This is a genomic window from Spirulina sp. CCY15215, from assembly GCF_016888125.1.
In the GTDB taxonomy this organism is placed as follows: domain Bacteria; phylum Cyanobacteriota; class Cyanobacteriia; order Cyanobacteriales; family Spirulinaceae; genus CCY15215.
This window is the reverse complement of record NZ_JACSWA010000305.1, coordinates 1-16,172: the sequence shown is the minus strand read 5'-3', so window position 1 is coordinate 16,172 and position 16,172 is coordinate 1. Positions and strand designations below refer to the sequence as shown.

The following is a 16,172-nucleotide window of genomic DNA, read 5'->3' as shown; positions in this document are numbered from 1 at the left end:
ACTTGCAAGCATTGGGAATAGACATCTTCTTTGAGCCAAGGATGTTCCTTTTTTAGGTTAGGCAATAATCCTTGAATATAACTTCTTGATAATCCTTTTCCTGTTGCTTGATAAGTTTCTTGGCACAAATTTAACCCATAGTTCCAATACCAACGACAACAACCAAAGCTCTTGGCTAAGGCTGCTTGTTGTTCGTGGGTTGGATAGATGCGGTATTTGTATGCCTTGAACATTATCGCTTGGATAGCTTGCTGATAAGATTATAACTGATTTTGAGGTCGTTCCCACAGGGTTCCCGGAGGGAGTAGGGACGGGTGAGGTTTCTCTTGGTGCGCGTTCCTTGGCTGTTCGCGTAGCGTCTCCAAAGGAGCGGTGCAACCTCGTGCCGAGGTTGCACCGCTCCTCAGCTTATCCAATTGACCTTTGGGGGTCGCTCTCATCCCCTCTTCAATCGAAGATTTGAAGAGGGGAATTCCCGCTCCCAGTTTAAAAAGTCAGCAATTTGCTCTCCTAAGTTTGTGCAATCGTAGGGTTGCGCGATCGCTCCTGCCACTCCTAATTGGTTGAAATGTTGCTGATCGGTACGACGAAGGCGATCTAGGGTGAGAATAATCGGAATATGTTGCGTGGCAGGATGTGCCAAGAGTTGTTGTAAAATTTCGAGGGGATTTGCCTCTAAGGAAGTCAAATTGACGAGAATAGCATGGGGTTTTTGGTTTTGGGCAAGATTAAACCCTTCACTATAAGAATGAGCCACCCAGATTTTCCAATCGGTCATGAGTTCCAATCCCATTTGTGTGACATAACGACGATCCTCCTCACAATCGATAAGTAAGAGATGTTTGCGGGTCATCTTTGCCTGAGTCATCTTTGGCTGAGTTGTCTTGGCCTGAGTCATAGACAATTTCCAAGATAGCTCTGTATGAATTCTCTCTCTTGCAGGATGACAAAATGGTTTAACAGGGGAGGGGGTATTGATAGGATTGGCTGAACGCTCATGGCCATTAGTTTGATAAATTTAATAAAAAGGATTGTTATTAGAGGAAAAATAAGATCTAAATGTGAAGAAGTTGTGAAGATAGTCCTTTTCTTTACAAATCGTAATAAAACCAGTTTGCAGAAAATTAGGAAATTATTTGTAGGAACGTGGACTGGAAAGTTTTTAAATTAAGCATTATGGCGGTGGTAAAGGAAGAGTAAAGTAGAAAGAACTCCCTTCACCCACCGTGCTTTCCACCCACATTTTGCCTTGATGTCGCTGGATAATTTCGCGACAGATCGGTAAACCCAACCCTGTACCTCCTTTTTCCCGCGAGTCAGAAGCATCTACTTGCTGAAAGCGACCAAAAATACTTTCCAGCTTATCCTTGGGAATTCCTCGACCGCAATCTTTTACTTCAAATAAAATCTGTTCTTGTTGTGGGATAATGCCGATCCCCACCATACTGTGAGGGTTAGAAAATTTAATAGCGTTACTGATCAAATTGGTTAAAGTTTGCAAAATTTGATCGGGATCGGCCCAAATCATCATTGTGGGAGGAGATTCGAGATAAGGATTCTCCTCTAAGTCCGTATCTCTCAACCAAAATGGACGGAGATCGCATTTCAAACATAAACCAATTTCCGCCTGTTCTGCCATGACCTGCATGGCTTCGGCTGCTTGAACCATCAGAGTGATACCGTTGCAGTGTTGTTTAACAATCTTCACTTTTCCCGATTCAATCCGCTCTAAATCCAAAATATCATTGAGCAAGCGGGTGAGGCGATCGGTATTATTAATGGCAATATCGAGCATTTGCTGCCCCCTCTCCTCAAATTTACCGAGACGACCCGTCGCCAGAAGTCCTAAAGAACCGCGAATCGACGTAAGTGGAGTCCGCAATTCATGACTGGCCACGGAAATAAATTCATCTTTCATCTGTTCGACAGCTTTGCGCTCCGTAATGTCCACTAAAGAGATTAAATAGGCAGAAGCATCTCCTTCCCAAGTAATAGTTCCCGCTCGCATTTCAGCAATACAAGAGGTTCCATCCTGCCGGAGAATAGAAAGTTCGCATTTTTGTTGGGAAGTGATGGGCATTCCCAAATGAAACCCGAGTAATTGCTGTTCGTCACGACCAAAAATCTGTTTGGCTGCGGCATTGAAAAAGCAAATGATGCCCGCGCGATCGCAGACGACAATCCCATAAGCACTATGCTCGATGGTGCGCCGTAATTGCTTTTCGCTTTCTCGCAGCGCTTCCTCTGCCCTGCTGCGTTCAATAATTTCAGTTTGTAGCTGTTCGTTCGTTGCTTGCAATTCCCCCGTGCGTTCTGCCACCATATCTTCAAGGCGATCGAGGAGTTGCGCTTGAGAAACGGCAATGCCAATTTGGTCGGCCAAAGAAGTTAATAATTCAATTTCGTCAGATTGCCAATGGTGAGGGGCGTAACATTGATGAACGATTAAAGCACCCCAAGTTTTTTCTTGAATAAAGATGGGTACCACCAATTGAGCGCAAAAATGCAACTCCGACGGTAGGGCGATCGCGGTTGGAGAACTGCTGAGATCGTCGATGGTCCAAAAGTTGCCCGGTTGAAAATCTGGAGGGGAAACCGTCTCGGGGGTGGAAATCTGGAGGGTTAGCCCGCAGACTTTGGTTAAGCCTGGTAAAACCGCTTCTTGTCGGGCAATCCCGTCTCGCCCAGATTGCCATTGCCAAATAAAGACGCGATCGGCATGAAGTAATTGTTGCACTTCGAGGACTGCGGTTTGCAGGATTTCCTCTAAATCTAAAGACTGGCGAATTTTTAGCGTTAATTCTGACAGTAATTGCGATCGCCGATAGGCGCGTTGTAGTTGCTTTTGTGCTTCAACACGAGCAGTAATATCAATGCCAACAAAAACGGCGGCTCGTTCTTGCTGATACTTCTGCGCCACAATTAAATATTCTCGTTGTTGTCTTTCCCATTCCAGACTTAAGGTTTGAGCAATGGTAGTGTCGTTGGAGTGGAAAAATGCTTCTACGAATTCGACAAAATTTTTCCCTTGCTGAAAAAAGCCCAAAGGTTTATGAATAAAAGCATTGGGAGACATTTGAAAAGCCTGTGCTAATTGGCGATTTGCTCCTAAATATTGCAGGGAATTCTCCTCAGATAAACCAATCCAAGAAATAAAACCGGGGACGGCATCTAAAACCGCTTGTAATTGCTCCTTAGCCTCTTGTAGGGCGCGTTCCGATCGCTTGCGATCGCTAATGTCATAGGCTATGCCCAAGATTTGATAAATTTCTCCCTCTCCATCCAACAGAGGCACGTAACTCATGATAAAAGTCCGTTCCTCGCCATTGGCAATTCTGAAAGTACATTCCTGAGTTTGACGACTGCGGCTGCGGGCGGCATTTTCTAGAAGCGGGAGATAAGTTTGTACGCTGTCATTGGGAAACAGTTCGCGATCGGTCTGACCCAGCATTGCCTTGGGGGTTTTCTGCCAGACTTCAAGGGCGCGGGTATTGGCAAATTGATACTGTAGGTGGCGATCGTAAATGGCAAAAATATCGGGAATATTATCAACGGCGAGGCGAAAGCGTTCTTCGGATTTTGCCAGTTCAATCTCGGTTTGAATGCGATCGTTAATTTCTGCTTGTAGGGTAGTATTGGCCTGTTGGAGTTGCTGGGTGCGCTCTTGGACGCGATATTCTAATTCATCATTGAGTTGTTGCAATTTCATTTCCGCACGAACGCGATCGCTAATATCTCGCGCTACCCAGATCGCCGCTTGTTCCGATAGGGCGGAAATGCTGGCGGCAAACCAAATCTGTTTCTCGTTCACGTCTAAACTGTACTCAAAGGCGATGGTTTGCTGTTGGGTAATGGCATCTTGAATAGCCAGCCAAAAAGCGGGTTGTGGCTTATCCCCAAAAAAGTTGTCAAGGGTAGCGTCGATGGTCAAATTGCCTTCTTCATTGAAGCGAGCATAACTGGTGGGCATAACTTGAATATTTTCTTGTTCCCTATCCACCACTAAAACGATCTCCGTCATGGCTTCAAAAATACCCCGAATTTCTGCTTCATTAGAACGCAGTTTTTGTTCCATCAACTTCCGTTCGCTGATGTCCCGCGCCACCCAAACCACGGTATCTTCAGACAAAGGAGACAAGCGACCATCCAGCCAAATTTCTCCCCGATCGCCGGAAATATTGTATTCAATATTGGTGGTTTCCCTTTGTTCTAAGGTTTGTTGGATGGCATGGTGCAGGCGATCGGCAGTGTCTTGGGGTAAAACTTCGTGTAAGGTTTTACCTAACTGCATTTCTGGACGTTCGCTGGCTCTGGCGGTTTTGGTTGGAGCAACTTTCAAACAATTTCCTTGGCGATCGCGCACGATCACCGCGTCTGTCATCGCCGCAAAAATAGCTCGCATTTCCGCTTCCGAGGCTTTGAGGGCTTCCTCTGCCTCCTTGCGTTTTCGCAATGCCGCTTGCCGTTCGGTAATATCTTCAATTAAGCCAAAGGCAAACTGTACCCTTCCCCCTTTTTTCACCGCACAAGTGGTTGATCGCCCCCAGACTATCTCCCCATTGGCTCGAATGTAGCGTTTTTCAATTTGATAGGATTCTCCCTCTCCTGCCCATAAGGCCATAAAGCGATCGCGATCGCCCTCTCCATCTTCGGGATAAGTTAAATCCAGTAAGTTTAACTGTCCCAATTCTTGGCGATGGTAGCCGATAAATTTCTCAAATGCCGGATTCGTTTCCACAATACCCCCGTCTTCTCGCAAAATACAAATACCAATTCCCGCATTGGCAAAAACGGCTCGGAAGCGTTCTTCGCTCTCTTGTAGGGCAGTATTAGCTCGCAGGAGGCGCAATTGATTTTCTACCCGTGCCAGGATTTCTTCTTTCTGAAAAGGCTTGGGAATATAATCCACTCCCCCCACCTCAAAGGCTCTGACCTTATCTTTGGGGTTATCCAAAGCGCTAATAAAAATCACGGGAATATGACGGGTGCGATCGTTCGCTTTCAGTTGCTCGCACACCTCATAACCATCTAGATCGGGCATCATAATGTCCAGCAGAATTAAATCTGGCGGCATCATCTGGGCGGCAGTCAAAGCTAAGGTCCCATTGAGGGCAGGGCGTACATCATGCCCGTGTTGACTCAACAATTCCGTTAGCAACCGCAAATTGGCTGGGGTATCGTCAACTACTAAGATATTACTTCGGACTGGCGGAAAATTAGAATTCACAGGGGGGACTGGGGAATAGTTTTGATTGGATCGAGGGGCAATGCTTTTGCGTGGGGTGGGAATAGGCCTCTCCTTATAATTTAATCTCTATAATTTAATCTGTCCCAAGAAGTCGGGGATAAAAATCACCAAAGAATATTGGTTCAGAGCAAACCATACCCTTTACATTTCTACTTTTTCTTTATTAAAAAAATCTCCGGTCTTCCCGAGTTCTTCACAATTTATCTTTAGACTTAGGTGAAACTAAAATCTTAACCTTCGATTTTCTTTCGATCGCCATCTACAATTAAGCAAGTAAATCTAAGATAATGATGAAACTAAGTGCATCGATCGCGACTAACCCAAGGGGAAATGCGATGAACACCGGACAAACACAACCCTTTAAATCGTCCATAAGGACTGAATTGGATCTAGCGATGACCGAACCTGGAATTAACCCTATCTCGAATCTGGGCGAAATCTCTCACGAACTCCGCACGCCTTTAACTTCAATTCAAGGAGCTTTGGGACTCCTCTTGAGCGGTAAAGTCGATGTTCAAACCCGCGAAGGACAACAATTGCTCAGAATTGCCGCTAATAATACGAAGCGTTTGCTTCGTTTTACTAATGCTATCGAGCAAGATGAGTTCGGTTCTGCTTCTTTAATTTCTAACGAAGCCTTAGAAAGGTTGCGTTTGGAAGCAGATTTACAAACAGCTAGGGACAATGACGAGTTTCAATTATTTTATCAACCTATTGTTTGTTTGGAATCAGAGAAAATTCTAGGTTTTGAGGCATTGTTGCGCTGGAATCACCCTCAGCGTGGTTTGGTGTCGCCAACGGAGTTCATTCCTATTGCGGAAGAAACACTTTTAATTCACGATCTGGGATTATGGGTTATCGAGGAAGCCTGCAAGCAGTTACGTCAATGGCAGCAGGATTTTCCCCAGAGTTCTCCTTTGACTTGTAGTGTCAATCTCTCGGCGTTGCAATTATTACATTCAGGTTTCGTTGAGAATGTGCGCCAAATTTATCAGGACTCGGGGGTTATACCTGGAAGCCTGCGTGTGGAAATTACGGAGAGTATGTTTATTGAAAATTCTCCTGTGGCGATCGCGGCTCTGCAACAACTCAAGGGCTTAAATATTCCGGTCTACCTTGATGATTTTGGCACGGGATACTCGTCTCTTGCTCGTTTGCACCAACTCTCTGTGGATGTTCTCAAGATCGATCGCGCTTTTGTTACTCAGAAGCAATGGGAGATGATTCGCGGTATTCTTCATTTGGCGAATAGTTTGGGACTCGATACTATTGTTGAAGGGGTCGAAACTCAAGAGGAACTCAAACAGATACAACAGTTGGGCTGTACCAAGATTCAAGGATATTGGTTTTCCCGCCCTTTAGAGGAAGAAAAGGCAACAATTCTCTTACAAAAAGGGGGCAAATGTTAAGGAATTCGGAAGGTTTTGGTTTTTGGGAGTACCCTTCACAGGTTTTTCACATTCTTTAGGTAAAGTCTAAACAGAATCAATCAGAAAACCATTTTGGGTTTTAGAGGAATTATGTTTGACTACAAGATTGAAACTATGGAAGACTTCTACGAGATTTATTCCACGACAATGATTTCCGGTATCATGGGAACTCGGGATTTAGATGTCGTAGAGCGCCTGAAGGAAGAGCCTGCCCTCGTGGAGGAACATCGCGATATGATTGAGAGAATTTTTTACGCGATCAAACTGGGACGAATTCAGGTGTTGAACTCAGAACGGATCGGTATGCACTGTGTGGCAGTTTAGGGTTTCGCGATGGACTCCACTAAACTCGAAAAAGGGATGGAAGGGAAGAATTTTCTCTTTTGTCCTTTTTTGTTGCTATTTTATATTTTGCCTTTACCTGTTAAAATGAGAATGATTATCATTTTTGGTAAAGTTTATGTTTTTGGTAAATTTACGGCAGATCTGGATCGGGTTGGTTTTGGTGGCGATCGCAGGAAACCTGAGTTGCTCTTCGGAGAGAGAAGCGGTGAAACCAGATGCAGGAGAAAGTGTTTCCCCACCTTTACAGGTTGTCGCATCCGGTGGTATTCTCTGCGATTTAACCGATCGCATTGCCCAAGAGAAGATATCTTTAATTTGTTTGATGAATGCAGGCCAAGATCCTCATACTTATCGTCCCACTCCAGGCGATCGCAAGGTGATGGAAACCGCCGATTTGATTTTTTATGGGGGTTATAACATTGCTCCTCATTTGGAAAAGGTGGTACGCGCTACAAATACAGATGCGCCTAAAATTGCCTTATATGAGGAAGCTATCCCCAAACCCCTGATGAGCGAACATCATCACCACGAGGAAGAAGAGCATAATAACAAAGAAGAACTTGAACCCGATCCCCATGTTTGGCATGATGTCAGGAATGCGATCGCCATTGTGGAAGAGATTGAAAGCCAGTTAATTAAACTTGACCCCGATCGCGCCGAGGCTTATGAGGAAAATACGGAGAAGTATCGCGATCGCTTAGAAAAACTACACATTTGGATTCAAGCACAGATCGCCACCATTCCCCCCCAACAGCGCCTATTAGTGACGACCCACGCCGCTTTGAACTATTACGTCAATGCCTATGATTTGCAGGGTTCAGAAGCCTTGCAGGGAGTCAGCACCGAAGAAACACCAACAGCCGCGCGGGTCAAAGAATTAGCCGAAAAATTGAAAACAATTAAGGTTCCCGTTATCTTTCTGGAAACGACAGCCAGTGCGAGAACCTTGGAAACCGTCGCGCGGGAAGCTAAGATCGCGATCGCCGAGGACAAACTGTTAACCGGAGCATTAGGAGACAAAAACACTCAAACTGGGAGTTATATTGGCATGATGTCTGCTAATACTTGCGCGATCGCCAAGGGTTTAGGGGGTCAATGTACGCCGTTTCCGTAAAAAATTCCTACTTTTACCAATTCAGTAAAAGATGAATTTCCTGCCATAAACCAACAGCATTAAACGGTTTAGAGATAATCCCCTTAATGCCTAAATGCTTCATTTCTTGCTTTTCCCGTTCCATAATTTTCGCAGTGATGAAAATAACCGGAATATTTTGAGTTGTTGTATTGCTTTGGAACTTCTGTAAGACTTCGATGCCACTGAGATCGGGCATCATAACATCAAGAAGAATAGCATCAGGATGTTGACTTTCAGCAAGAATTAATCCCTCTTTTCCCGAAGCCGCAGTTAAGATTTCCCAGTCAGTTGTTGCTTCGAGAGATAATGCTATGGTTGCTCGGACTCCATCATCATCATCAATCACTAAAAGTCTTTTAGGATTCATGTTCCTTTTCCTCTAATATTAAGAATGGTAAGGTAAAACTGAAGGTAGTTCCCTCATTTAATGTACTTTCCGCCCAGATTCGTCCATCGTGTTGTTCGATAATCTGACGACAAATGGCTAAACCCAAACCAGTTCCTCCTTTTTGGCGGGAATCCGAAGCATCAACTTGTTGAAAACGCTCGAAAATATCATTGAGTCTATTAGTGGGAATTCCCCTACCTTGGTCTTTAACGGCAAACAAAACATTCTCACCTTGAAGCTCTACCGTGAGAAAAATGGTAGAATTACTTGGAGAAAATTTAATCCCATTGCTGAGAAGATTTGTTAAGACCTGAATCAGGCGATCGCTATCCGCATAAAACTCAAGTTCTTGGGACTTGATATCAAGAGTAATGTTTTCTTTGGAAGCAAGTGCTTGCATAAGTTTTGTTGCTTGTGTAAGCAAATCTGCCGTATTAATTTGCTCCTTCTCCAGTTGAACTCTACCAGATCCCAGACGTTCTAGCTCCAAGATATCTTTAACTAAATTCATCAAACGTAAGGTACTTTCATAGGCAACTTGCAGAGCCTCTTCACCTTTTTTAGAATTGAGTTTGATGCTTTTATCTGTTAATAATTGTAACATTCCCAAACTGGCCGTTAAAGGAGTTCGCAGTTCGTGACTGACTACAGAGATAAACTCATCTTTGATATGTTCCATCGCCTTGCGATCGCTAATATCGCCAATTAAAGCAAAAAAGCCCTTGACTTCACCAGATTCAATAATATGGGGAATATAGCTGGCATTAACCCAACGAGAACTGCCATTAAAGTTGGGTAATTCTAGATCGAAACTAACATTTTCTCCAGACAGTGCCGCATCAATATGATGACTCACTTGCAAATAAATTTCCTCCCCCATCACCGAGCAAATGTGCAATCCTTCAATCTCTTCTGAAGGTCGTCCAAACCAAGTCTCATAAACTCGATTGCTAAAACGATAATAGCACTGCTCATCAACATAAGAAATCCAAGCCGGCATCGCATCAGTAATTAAACGTAATTGCTCCGAGCGTCGTCGCAGATGTTCTTCGGTTTGTTTGATTTCATGAATATCAATAAAGCTCAAAACTAGACCTTGACGTTCTCCTTTTTCGCTCCAATAAGGGTTAACCCGCAAAAGAAGATTTGTCCCCAATGTTCGCAGGTACATTTCCTGTTCTATGGGATTTTGGTGCAGCAAAACTTGCTGTAATAATTCCATTAAATCATAAGCATTTTCTTGGTTGGGAAGACATTCTAAATTGTGGGAAAAATCCGTTAAAGGACGATTGATATCTCCTTCCCGCAGATTAATCGCTCGGGTAGCTGCGGGGGTGAACTTACGAATATTAAGATCGAGATCGAGAAAAATAACGCCAATTTCTGTACTTTGGAGGAGATTATCAAGATCGTTATTCAGTTCGACTAATTCTTGAATCTTCGATTGATATTCGGCATTAACAGTGTAGAGTTCTTCGTTAACAGAATGGAGTTCCTCGTTAGTGCTTTGCAGTTCCTCATTAGAGGCAATGAGTTCTTCATTCGTGGCTTGCTGTTCTTCGTTGGTAGCTTCGAGTTCTTCAATAGTAGTTTGTAGATTCTCGCGTGTTTGCTGAAGTTCGTACTCAAGTTCGCTAATTTGGTTGGTGGTTTCGGTGTTCACCTCAAATGCTTGCTCGAAAATCTCATTGCTAATTTTTTCTTGCTCTTCTAGCAATATAATGAATAACTTTTCTTTTGAGGTTTCATTGAGTTCAATTCCTATTTTGAGATCGACGATCTGGAACTGTTCTCCTTTAGGAATCTTAATTCCCGTGTACAGAACCGATTGTTGTTCTCGTTTGGCACGATGTAAAGCCGTGGACAAAGGCAACTGTAAAGCTAGAGGTAGGATAGAAATAACATCCAGATTAGTTTCACCCAAGGGAAATCTTAGTAAATCTGCCAGATCGTAAAAAACCCGCAAGAGCTTGCTATTTTCGCTTACTAGCAAACAGGTGGTGCGGCGATCGCCAAAACAGAATTTAAAGACTTTACCCACTATGAGATCGAGTCGAGGCTGAATCTGTTTTAACTGAATGGGAGATAGCATGGGAGTCGTGGTGGGTTCTCGGTTAATCGCTAATGAAGAGAGGAGGTTGTTTCGTTTTTTGCGATAAATTTTCCACTTGGAATTAAGAGTTGAAAACTCCCCTTCCAACATTCCCAGAACTTCGGCACTGCCTAAGAATAAAATACCTTGAGAACCGAGAGAAAAATGGAGCATTCGCAATACTTGCTGCTGCAAGTCCGGTTTCATATAAATCAGCACATTACGACAGCTAATCAGATTCATTTGCGAAAAGCCCGCATTTTTGGTTAAGTTGTGAGGGGCAAAAATGAGCATCGCTCGCAACTGTCGTCGAACTTGGTAAGAGTCAGACTTGTTGAGGAAATAACGTTCCAGTCGTGTCTCTGAAACCTCTTTGCTGATATGTTTGGCATAGATACCTTTAGAAGCGGTTTCTAGGGCTTTATTATCAAGATCGGTGGCAAAAATTTTCACACTCAGGGATTTATCGGCTTTGTCTAGGGCTTCATCCACCAACATCGCCATCGTATATGCTTCTTCTCCCGTAGCACAACCGGCCACCCAAATTCGCAATTGCTTTTGTGGCTCCAAACTCTCAATCAGATTAGGTAAGATTTCAGTTTCCAGAATCTGCCATGTTTCAGTATCTCGGAAAAAGTGAGTCGAACCGATCAAAAAATCTTGGATGAGTAACTGACGTTCTAGCTCGGAACTTGTCAGGTAATTGAGATAAGTGTGTAGAGAGTTATAGCCATTGAGGGAACAGCGATGATAAATTCTTCTTGAGAGAGTACCCACTTTATATTGGGAAAAATCGATCGCTTCTTGGTCTTTGAGCAATTTTAATACTTCGTCGAGTTCTGCTGGATCGATCGCATTTTCTCTCAGTTGCTCGCTCAAAGGAATATTGCGGGTAATTCGCACAATTTCGTAAATGGTTTCAGCCAAGTCTTGAGGACAGAGGACTTCATCTACTAATCCCGTGGGTAAAGCGTTAGAAGGCATTCCGCTAAATTCTGCCGTTTCTGGGGACTGAATTAGTGCTAGTCCCCCCGCTTCTCCAATGGCTTGTAATCCTTGGGTGCCGTCGCTACCAGTCCCAGAAAGCAAAACTGCCATTGTGCGATCTTTGTAGTCTTGAGCCAAAGATTTGAAGAGTATATCAATGGGAAGGTTGAGATGTTCTGTATCTCGTTTCCGAAAGCAAAATTTTCCTTGCTCGACAACAACATTGGTTCGGGGAGGAATAACATAAACTGAATTCGGCACGATTTCCATGCCATCCGCAATCTGGTGAACCTGAAGGGAAGTTTTGCGCTGTAGCAGTTCTTTCATCATGCTTTTGAAGTGGGGTGAAAGATGTTGAATGACGACAAACGCGGCACCGATATCTTCAGGAATATGCTCAAAAAATTCTTCTAGGGTTTGCAGTCCACCGGCTGAAGCTCCTATACCCACGACAAAGAAGCGATCGTCGTCAAAATCGTTTACTGGCTTTGTAGTTGGGCGATCGGGATGGTCGTTGGACATAGATATCTCAATCCCTGTTTAAAATTGTTCTGTTGCTTCAATGCTTCAAATATATTCTAAACTAATTCTGCGATCGCTTTTCTTAAGAAGGAGATGCGATCGCCGAACTATTTATGCTAGAATCTCGCTGTCTAAGGGAGTTGGTTAGAATCAGTTAGCGAACTTAAGCTAAAACACATTTAAACAACGGATCGCTAGCGACCAAGATGGTCGCACTCCAAGGTTTTTGGGATTTTTGATAATGCCGTTTAGATGCTGAACAGCTTATGTTGAAGCAACAATTAAACTATTAAGCGAATTTTGAGTTAGTTGGAGAAAGATTGCGATCGCTCGGTGCAGGTATTTGAGAGAGTAGAGGAATATTTGACCGCATCCGATACAGTGGGGGAAATATTTGCTGGGTTGTGTGAATAGAATTGAAAGGGGAGCGATCGCAACTAATTCTGCGATCGCAAACCAATCTTCGCAACGCAGCAGAAATATAGGTTGACATCAGCGATCGCTTTTCTTGAGAAGGAGGTGCGATCGCGCATTCGAGAACGAGTTTTGCAGGAGGCTAAATTCTAAATTATTATGAGAGATGATACCAAAAAATTGCAGGATATTTTGGAAGCGATCGCCTTCAATAAATTTCATCATGAGTTCCCATATTTAACAATACAACTGCCTCTTCTTCATTTTCTATATCTCGAACAAACTCAAATATAATCCGATAACTATAATCAATAGAACAAGACCAAGATTCTGCAAAATCTCCTTTTAATTTATGGGTTCGCAAACTGGGATGAAATGGGTCTTCTGCTAACTGTCGTAATGTCTCTTCGATCGCCAGACGCAATTGAGGATTTTTGCGAATTAAACGTTTAAAAGAACGCAATGATTTAGCACTCCAACCAACTTTCACAACTCTTCATCCAATGCTGCTAAAAAATCATCTACTGTTCCAAACTGAATCTTACCTTCTTTGTAATCTTGTCTAACCTCAGCAATTTCCCGCACTAATTGCAGTCTTCGTTGTTCTACCAAACGCTTCTTGAGAATATCCAGTAAGATTTCTCGATCCTCTAAAGAAAATCTTTCTACTGTTTCTATCACGTCCTGAAAAACAGAAGTTTTATGGCGATCGCTCATCATAAATAATAAGTATTTATTCAACTCGCAATTGTAGCATATTTTTCTTGGGATGAATCAAGGGTGCGATCGCATTTCTTGAGAAAAAGATGCAATTTTTTGGTTTAACTTCTTGAGAAGGAGATGCGATCGCCGAGCTATTTATGCTAGAATTTCGCGGTGTAAGGGAGTTTGTTAGAATCGGTTAGCGTATTTGCGTGACCTGCCCATTATTTGAGGGAGAAACCAAATTTCCTAATTATCACAAGGAGAATAAATAATGGGTAAATATATTATTTTTAAAACTGATTCGGCATCAGCACGAGGATGGGAAGAGCGATCTATGTCTCATACGGGTGCTCTTACTGATATTATTGCTGAACATTATGATTCATCTAATGCTCCTTTACCCGAAGCAGGATATCGTTTGAGAGAATACCATCGTATTGAACGATTTGCTTCGGAACAATTTCCTGATGCGAGTACCCATAGTCGAGTTGGTGATTGGGAAGTTGTTCGAGTTGAATCCTATTTTCCGGAAATACTGGGGGGACATTTTGAAGTGATCGCTGTTTGTTATTGTCGTTATTCCCCAGTGAAAACGCCTTTAGAACCTTTACCTGATATTCAAAGCACATCGGACATGAGAGAAGGAGAAGAAGCGATCGTTTAATGTCGAGCGATCGCGAGGAAGCCATCATGCTTAGAGACATGGCGATCGCGCTTATCAACTATCCACTCTCAACTCTCAACTCTCAACTATCCACTCTCAACTATCCACTATTAATTACTTCCCCTAGAGACTGTTTTAAATTACCGATCGCCTCTTGTTGATAATCTCCCGTTTGTTGGAAACGTTCCGACAATTGCGCGATCGCCTGTAATTTCTGCTGCATTTCTGCAATCGCCTCTCTCATTGGGGGAAGAATCTCCTCATAAAGATTAACCCGTCCCCAAAGCAAAGAAGTGCTAGACTGTCCCTCTTTAAGACTATTCTCTAAGTCTTTTAAAGCATTATGTTGTTGTTCGCACTCATCCCCGCGATCTTGTAGAATTGCTTCCGCCTCCTCAATCTCAACTTTAATTTCGGCCAACTCCTCTTCCCGTTTTTGCCATTCCGCTTCAATAGTTTGGCGTTGAGCCTCTAAATTCGCTAAAACAGGACTTAAATCAAGGCGATCGCCCCCTGCACCCTCCTCAGCAATTCCCTGTCTACGACGCAAAACGCGCAAATTCTGACTTAAAATCGAGCGTTTTTCAACCAAAGTTCGTCGCTGACCCACAAGGGTTTCATCAAGGAGTTTTTTCTGTTCTCGCTCATCCTCTAACTCTTGTTCGAGATCCGAACTATCATAAACATTAGCGCTTTTGAGTTTCTCCTCTAATTCTTCCACTGCTTCTTGTTGCAGGCTTAATTCCTCTTCCTGATCGGCCACAAATCGTTCTAGTTTGTCGAGTTCTTTCTCTAGTCCTACAACAACCTCTTGTAATTGTATGATCGGCATCCCTTCGAGAGCAGCCACATCCACCGATGACTCACTTTGTTCATCCGTCTTTCCTGTCGCCAAACCCGCCAGAGATTGGTAAATCTTCCCTTGATTTTCCTCATCTTGCTTGAGAAGCGCAATAGACACCTCCGCCAATTCCAAACGATGCTTGTGAGTCTGTAGATCGTGTCTGGCCTGCTCTACTGCTACCTTTGTGCTTTGATATTGCTGTTCTAATTCTTCTAATTCTCGAATCTGGCGATCGATCCCAGCTTGTTGACTTTGAGCCTGCGATCGCGTTTCTTCAAATTGTTGTGCTTGTTCATCCGTATTAACCTGCTGTTGTTCCAGGATGGCGATCGCCTCTTGGAGGTAATTTTGAAAATCTCCCGTCGGCAAAATATTAATCGCCAGATAATCCAACAATTCTTGAATGCGCTGGGCCTGTTCTGGGGCAATCCCCACACCACCCGCCCCTTGCGGCGAATCTTCCTTGCTTTCCTCGAAACGACGTTGTTCGCCGCGTAAATGCGCCCAAGCCTGTTCTAATTCTTGAGTTTTGCGCTCGAATTCCTCGCGAATGCGATCGGCTTCTGCCTTAGCCTGGGCTAAATCCTCACTTTGTTCCCCTCCTCGGTCATGAGGTTCTCCCCCTTGCTCCCTTAACTCCTCAAGTTGAGCCAATTCCGCATCCAACTCCATCTCCCGCTTACTCAATTCTTGAGCTTGGAGAGTTAAAGATTGCTTCCAGCCTTCAATTTCTTCTTGCTGGGTTTTAATCTTTTCCTGGAGTTTAGATAACCGTTGCAAATCCCGAACAATCGTCGGACCTGCCACCTCCGGGGTGCCTTGAACTTGTCGATTACCCGTAAGATTAACGAGAATTAGAGCGCCCTGCTCAAAACCTTCCGCCTCATCCGCCGGAATAACCTCATCGCCAGGAACAGCATTCCAACTTTGGTCATTGCGTTGACAGGCAAGGAGTTTGAGTTCAGTCGCCGCTTTGGACATGAACCCGCCTTTTTGCTTTTTGACTTCTGCAAGATACAGCATCCCGCGTTACTAAAATAAATTAAGAATAATTGGTATGAGTAGAGAGGGGAATTCCTACCCAGTTGTTTAATTTTACTGTTGTTAGGGTCATTTTAGACAAGACAAACAGCAATTGAAATAAGCATATCTCTAAAGTTTCAGATTCCTGGAGGATTCATTAAATTTAGAACCTACGCATTAACGGTCAAGATGCCCGCGCTATTGCCCTAACGGTAGGGTGCGGGAGTGGGAGCGTCTCTCTAACTCCGTCTGTCAGTTCTAAAACTTTAACCCTTTACCCATCAAAGATGTGGCAAGGGGACTCCCGTTAGACCCGATAGGGTTAGCGGGAGAGGAATTGCCACAAACAAGGGAGTCTGAGCAAAGCGAATCAGT

At 43.7% G+C, this 16,172-nt stretch carries 14 protein-coding genes; 4 read left to right on the top strand and 10 right to left on the bottom strand.

Translation table 11 applies throughout. The features are described from left to right. From JUI58_RS04900 to JUI58_RS04890, 3 genes are all read right to left on the bottom strand, one after another. On the bottom strand, positions 1–233 hold a 233-nt coding region (locus JUI58_RS04900; RefSeq protein WP_204102631.1), incomplete at its 3' end, for a helix-turn-helix domain-containing protein. A 203-nt stretch (positions 234–436) separates the two neighbouring features. Then, positions 437–868, bottom strand: a complete 432-nt coding sequence (locus tag JUI58_RS04895) for a two-component system response regulator (RefSeq protein WP_204102630.1) — start codon at positions 866–868, stop codon at positions 437–439. 306 nt (positions 869–1,174) lie between these two features. Further along, positions 1,175–5,227 carry a PAS domain S-box protein gene (locus tag JUI58_RS04890; RefSeq protein ID WP_204102629.1) on the bottom strand — a complete coding sequence of 1,351 codons (4,053 nt, stop codon included), beginning with the start codon at positions 5,225–5,227 and terminating at the stop codon, positions 1,175–1,177. A gap of 416 nt (positions 5,228–5,643) precedes the next feature. Here JUI58_RS04890 and JUI58_RS04885 point away from each other — a divergent pair, with 416 nt between their 5' ends. The 3 genes from JUI58_RS04885 to JUI58_RS04875 all read left to right on the top strand — a co-directional run bounded on the left by JUI58_RS04885 (position 5,644) and on the right by JUI58_RS04875 (position 8,137). Further along, positions 5,644–6,657 carry an EAL domain-containing protein gene (locus tag JUI58_RS04885; protein ID WP_204102628.1) on the top strand — a complete coding sequence of 338 codons (1,014 nt, stop codon included), beginning with the start codon at positions 5,644–5,646 and terminating at the stop codon, positions 6,655–6,657. Positions 6,658–6,768: 111 nt separating this feature from the next. Continuing rightward, positions 6,769–7,002, top strand: a complete 234-nt coding sequence (locus JUI58_RS04880; RefSeq protein WP_204102627.1) for a hypothetical protein — start codon at positions 6,769–6,771, stop codon at positions 7,000–7,002. Positions 7,003–7,138: 136 nt separating this feature from the next. After that, on the top strand, positions 7,139–8,137 hold the full coding sequence (locus JUI58_RS04875; RefSeq protein ID WP_204102626.1) for a zinc ABC transporter substrate-binding protein: 999 nt from the start codon (positions 7,139–7,141) through the stop codon (positions 8,135–8,137). Positions 8,138–8,150: 13 nt separating this feature from the next. Here the strand turns inward: JUI58_RS04875 and JUI58_RS04870 are convergent, their stop codons facing one another. The 6 genes from JUI58_RS04870 to JUI58_RS04845 form a co-directional block, all read right to left on the bottom strand. Further along, a complete protein-coding gene (locus JUI58_RS04870; RefSeq protein ID WP_204102625.1) occupies positions 8,151–8,525 on the bottom strand; it encodes a response regulator in 375 nt (124 codons plus the stop codon). Continuing rightward, positions 8,515–12,147 (bottom strand): chemotaxis protein CheB, encoded by a 3,633-nt coding sequence (locus JUI58_RS04865; RefSeq protein ID WP_204102624.1) that lies wholly within the window; start codon positions 12,145–12,147, stop codon positions 8,515–8,517. The genes JUI58_RS04870 and JUI58_RS04865 overlap by 11 nt, the downstream gene beginning before the upstream one ends. Positions 12,148–12,436: 289 nt before the next feature. Then, entirely contained in the window at positions 12,437–12,640 is a 204-nt protein-coding gene (locus tag JUI58_RS04860; RefSeq protein ID WP_204102623.1) for a hypothetical protein, read from the bottom strand. Beyond that, complete coding sequence (locus JUI58_RS04855) at positions 12,640–12,786, bottom strand: hypothetical protein (RefSeq protein WP_204102622.1); 147 nt, start codon at positions 12,784–12,786, stop codon at positions 12,640–12,642. The genes JUI58_RS04860 and JUI58_RS04855 overlap by 1 nt, the downstream gene beginning before the upstream one ends. Beyond that, positions 12,770–13,051: a type II toxin-antitoxin system RelE/ParE family toxin gene (locus JUI58_RS04850; protein ID WP_204102621.1), complete on the bottom strand. Its 282-nt coding sequence runs from the start codon at positions 13,049–13,051 to the stop codon at positions 12,770–12,772. Before JUI58_RS04850 ends, JUI58_RS04855 begins: the two co-directional genes overlap by 17 nt. Then, positions 13,048–13,278, bottom strand: a complete 231-nt coding sequence (locus tag JUI58_RS04845) for a hypothetical protein (RefSeq protein WP_348539837.1) — start codon at positions 13,276–13,278, stop codon at positions 13,048–13,050. The genes JUI58_RS04850 and JUI58_RS04845 overlap by 4 nt, the downstream gene beginning before the upstream one ends. A gap of 259 nt (positions 13,279–13,537) precedes the next feature. Here JUI58_RS04845 and JUI58_RS04840 point away from each other — a divergent pair, with 259 nt between their 5' ends. Beyond that, positions 13,538–13,930 (top strand): hypothetical protein, encoded by a 393-nt coding sequence (locus JUI58_RS04840; protein ID WP_204102619.1) that lies wholly within the window; start codon positions 13,538–13,540, stop codon positions 13,928–13,930. A gap of 100 nt (positions 13,931–14,030) precedes the next feature. On the opposite strand, the gene hmpF is transcribed toward JUI58_RS04840, so the two are convergent. Then, positions 14,031–15,797 (bottom strand): pilus motility taxis protein HmpF, encoded by a 1,767-nt coding sequence (hmpF, locus tag JUI58_RS04835; protein WP_204102618.1) that lies wholly within the window; start codon positions 15,795–15,797, stop codon positions 14,031–14,033. Positions 15,798–16,172: the final 375 nt, after the last annotated feature.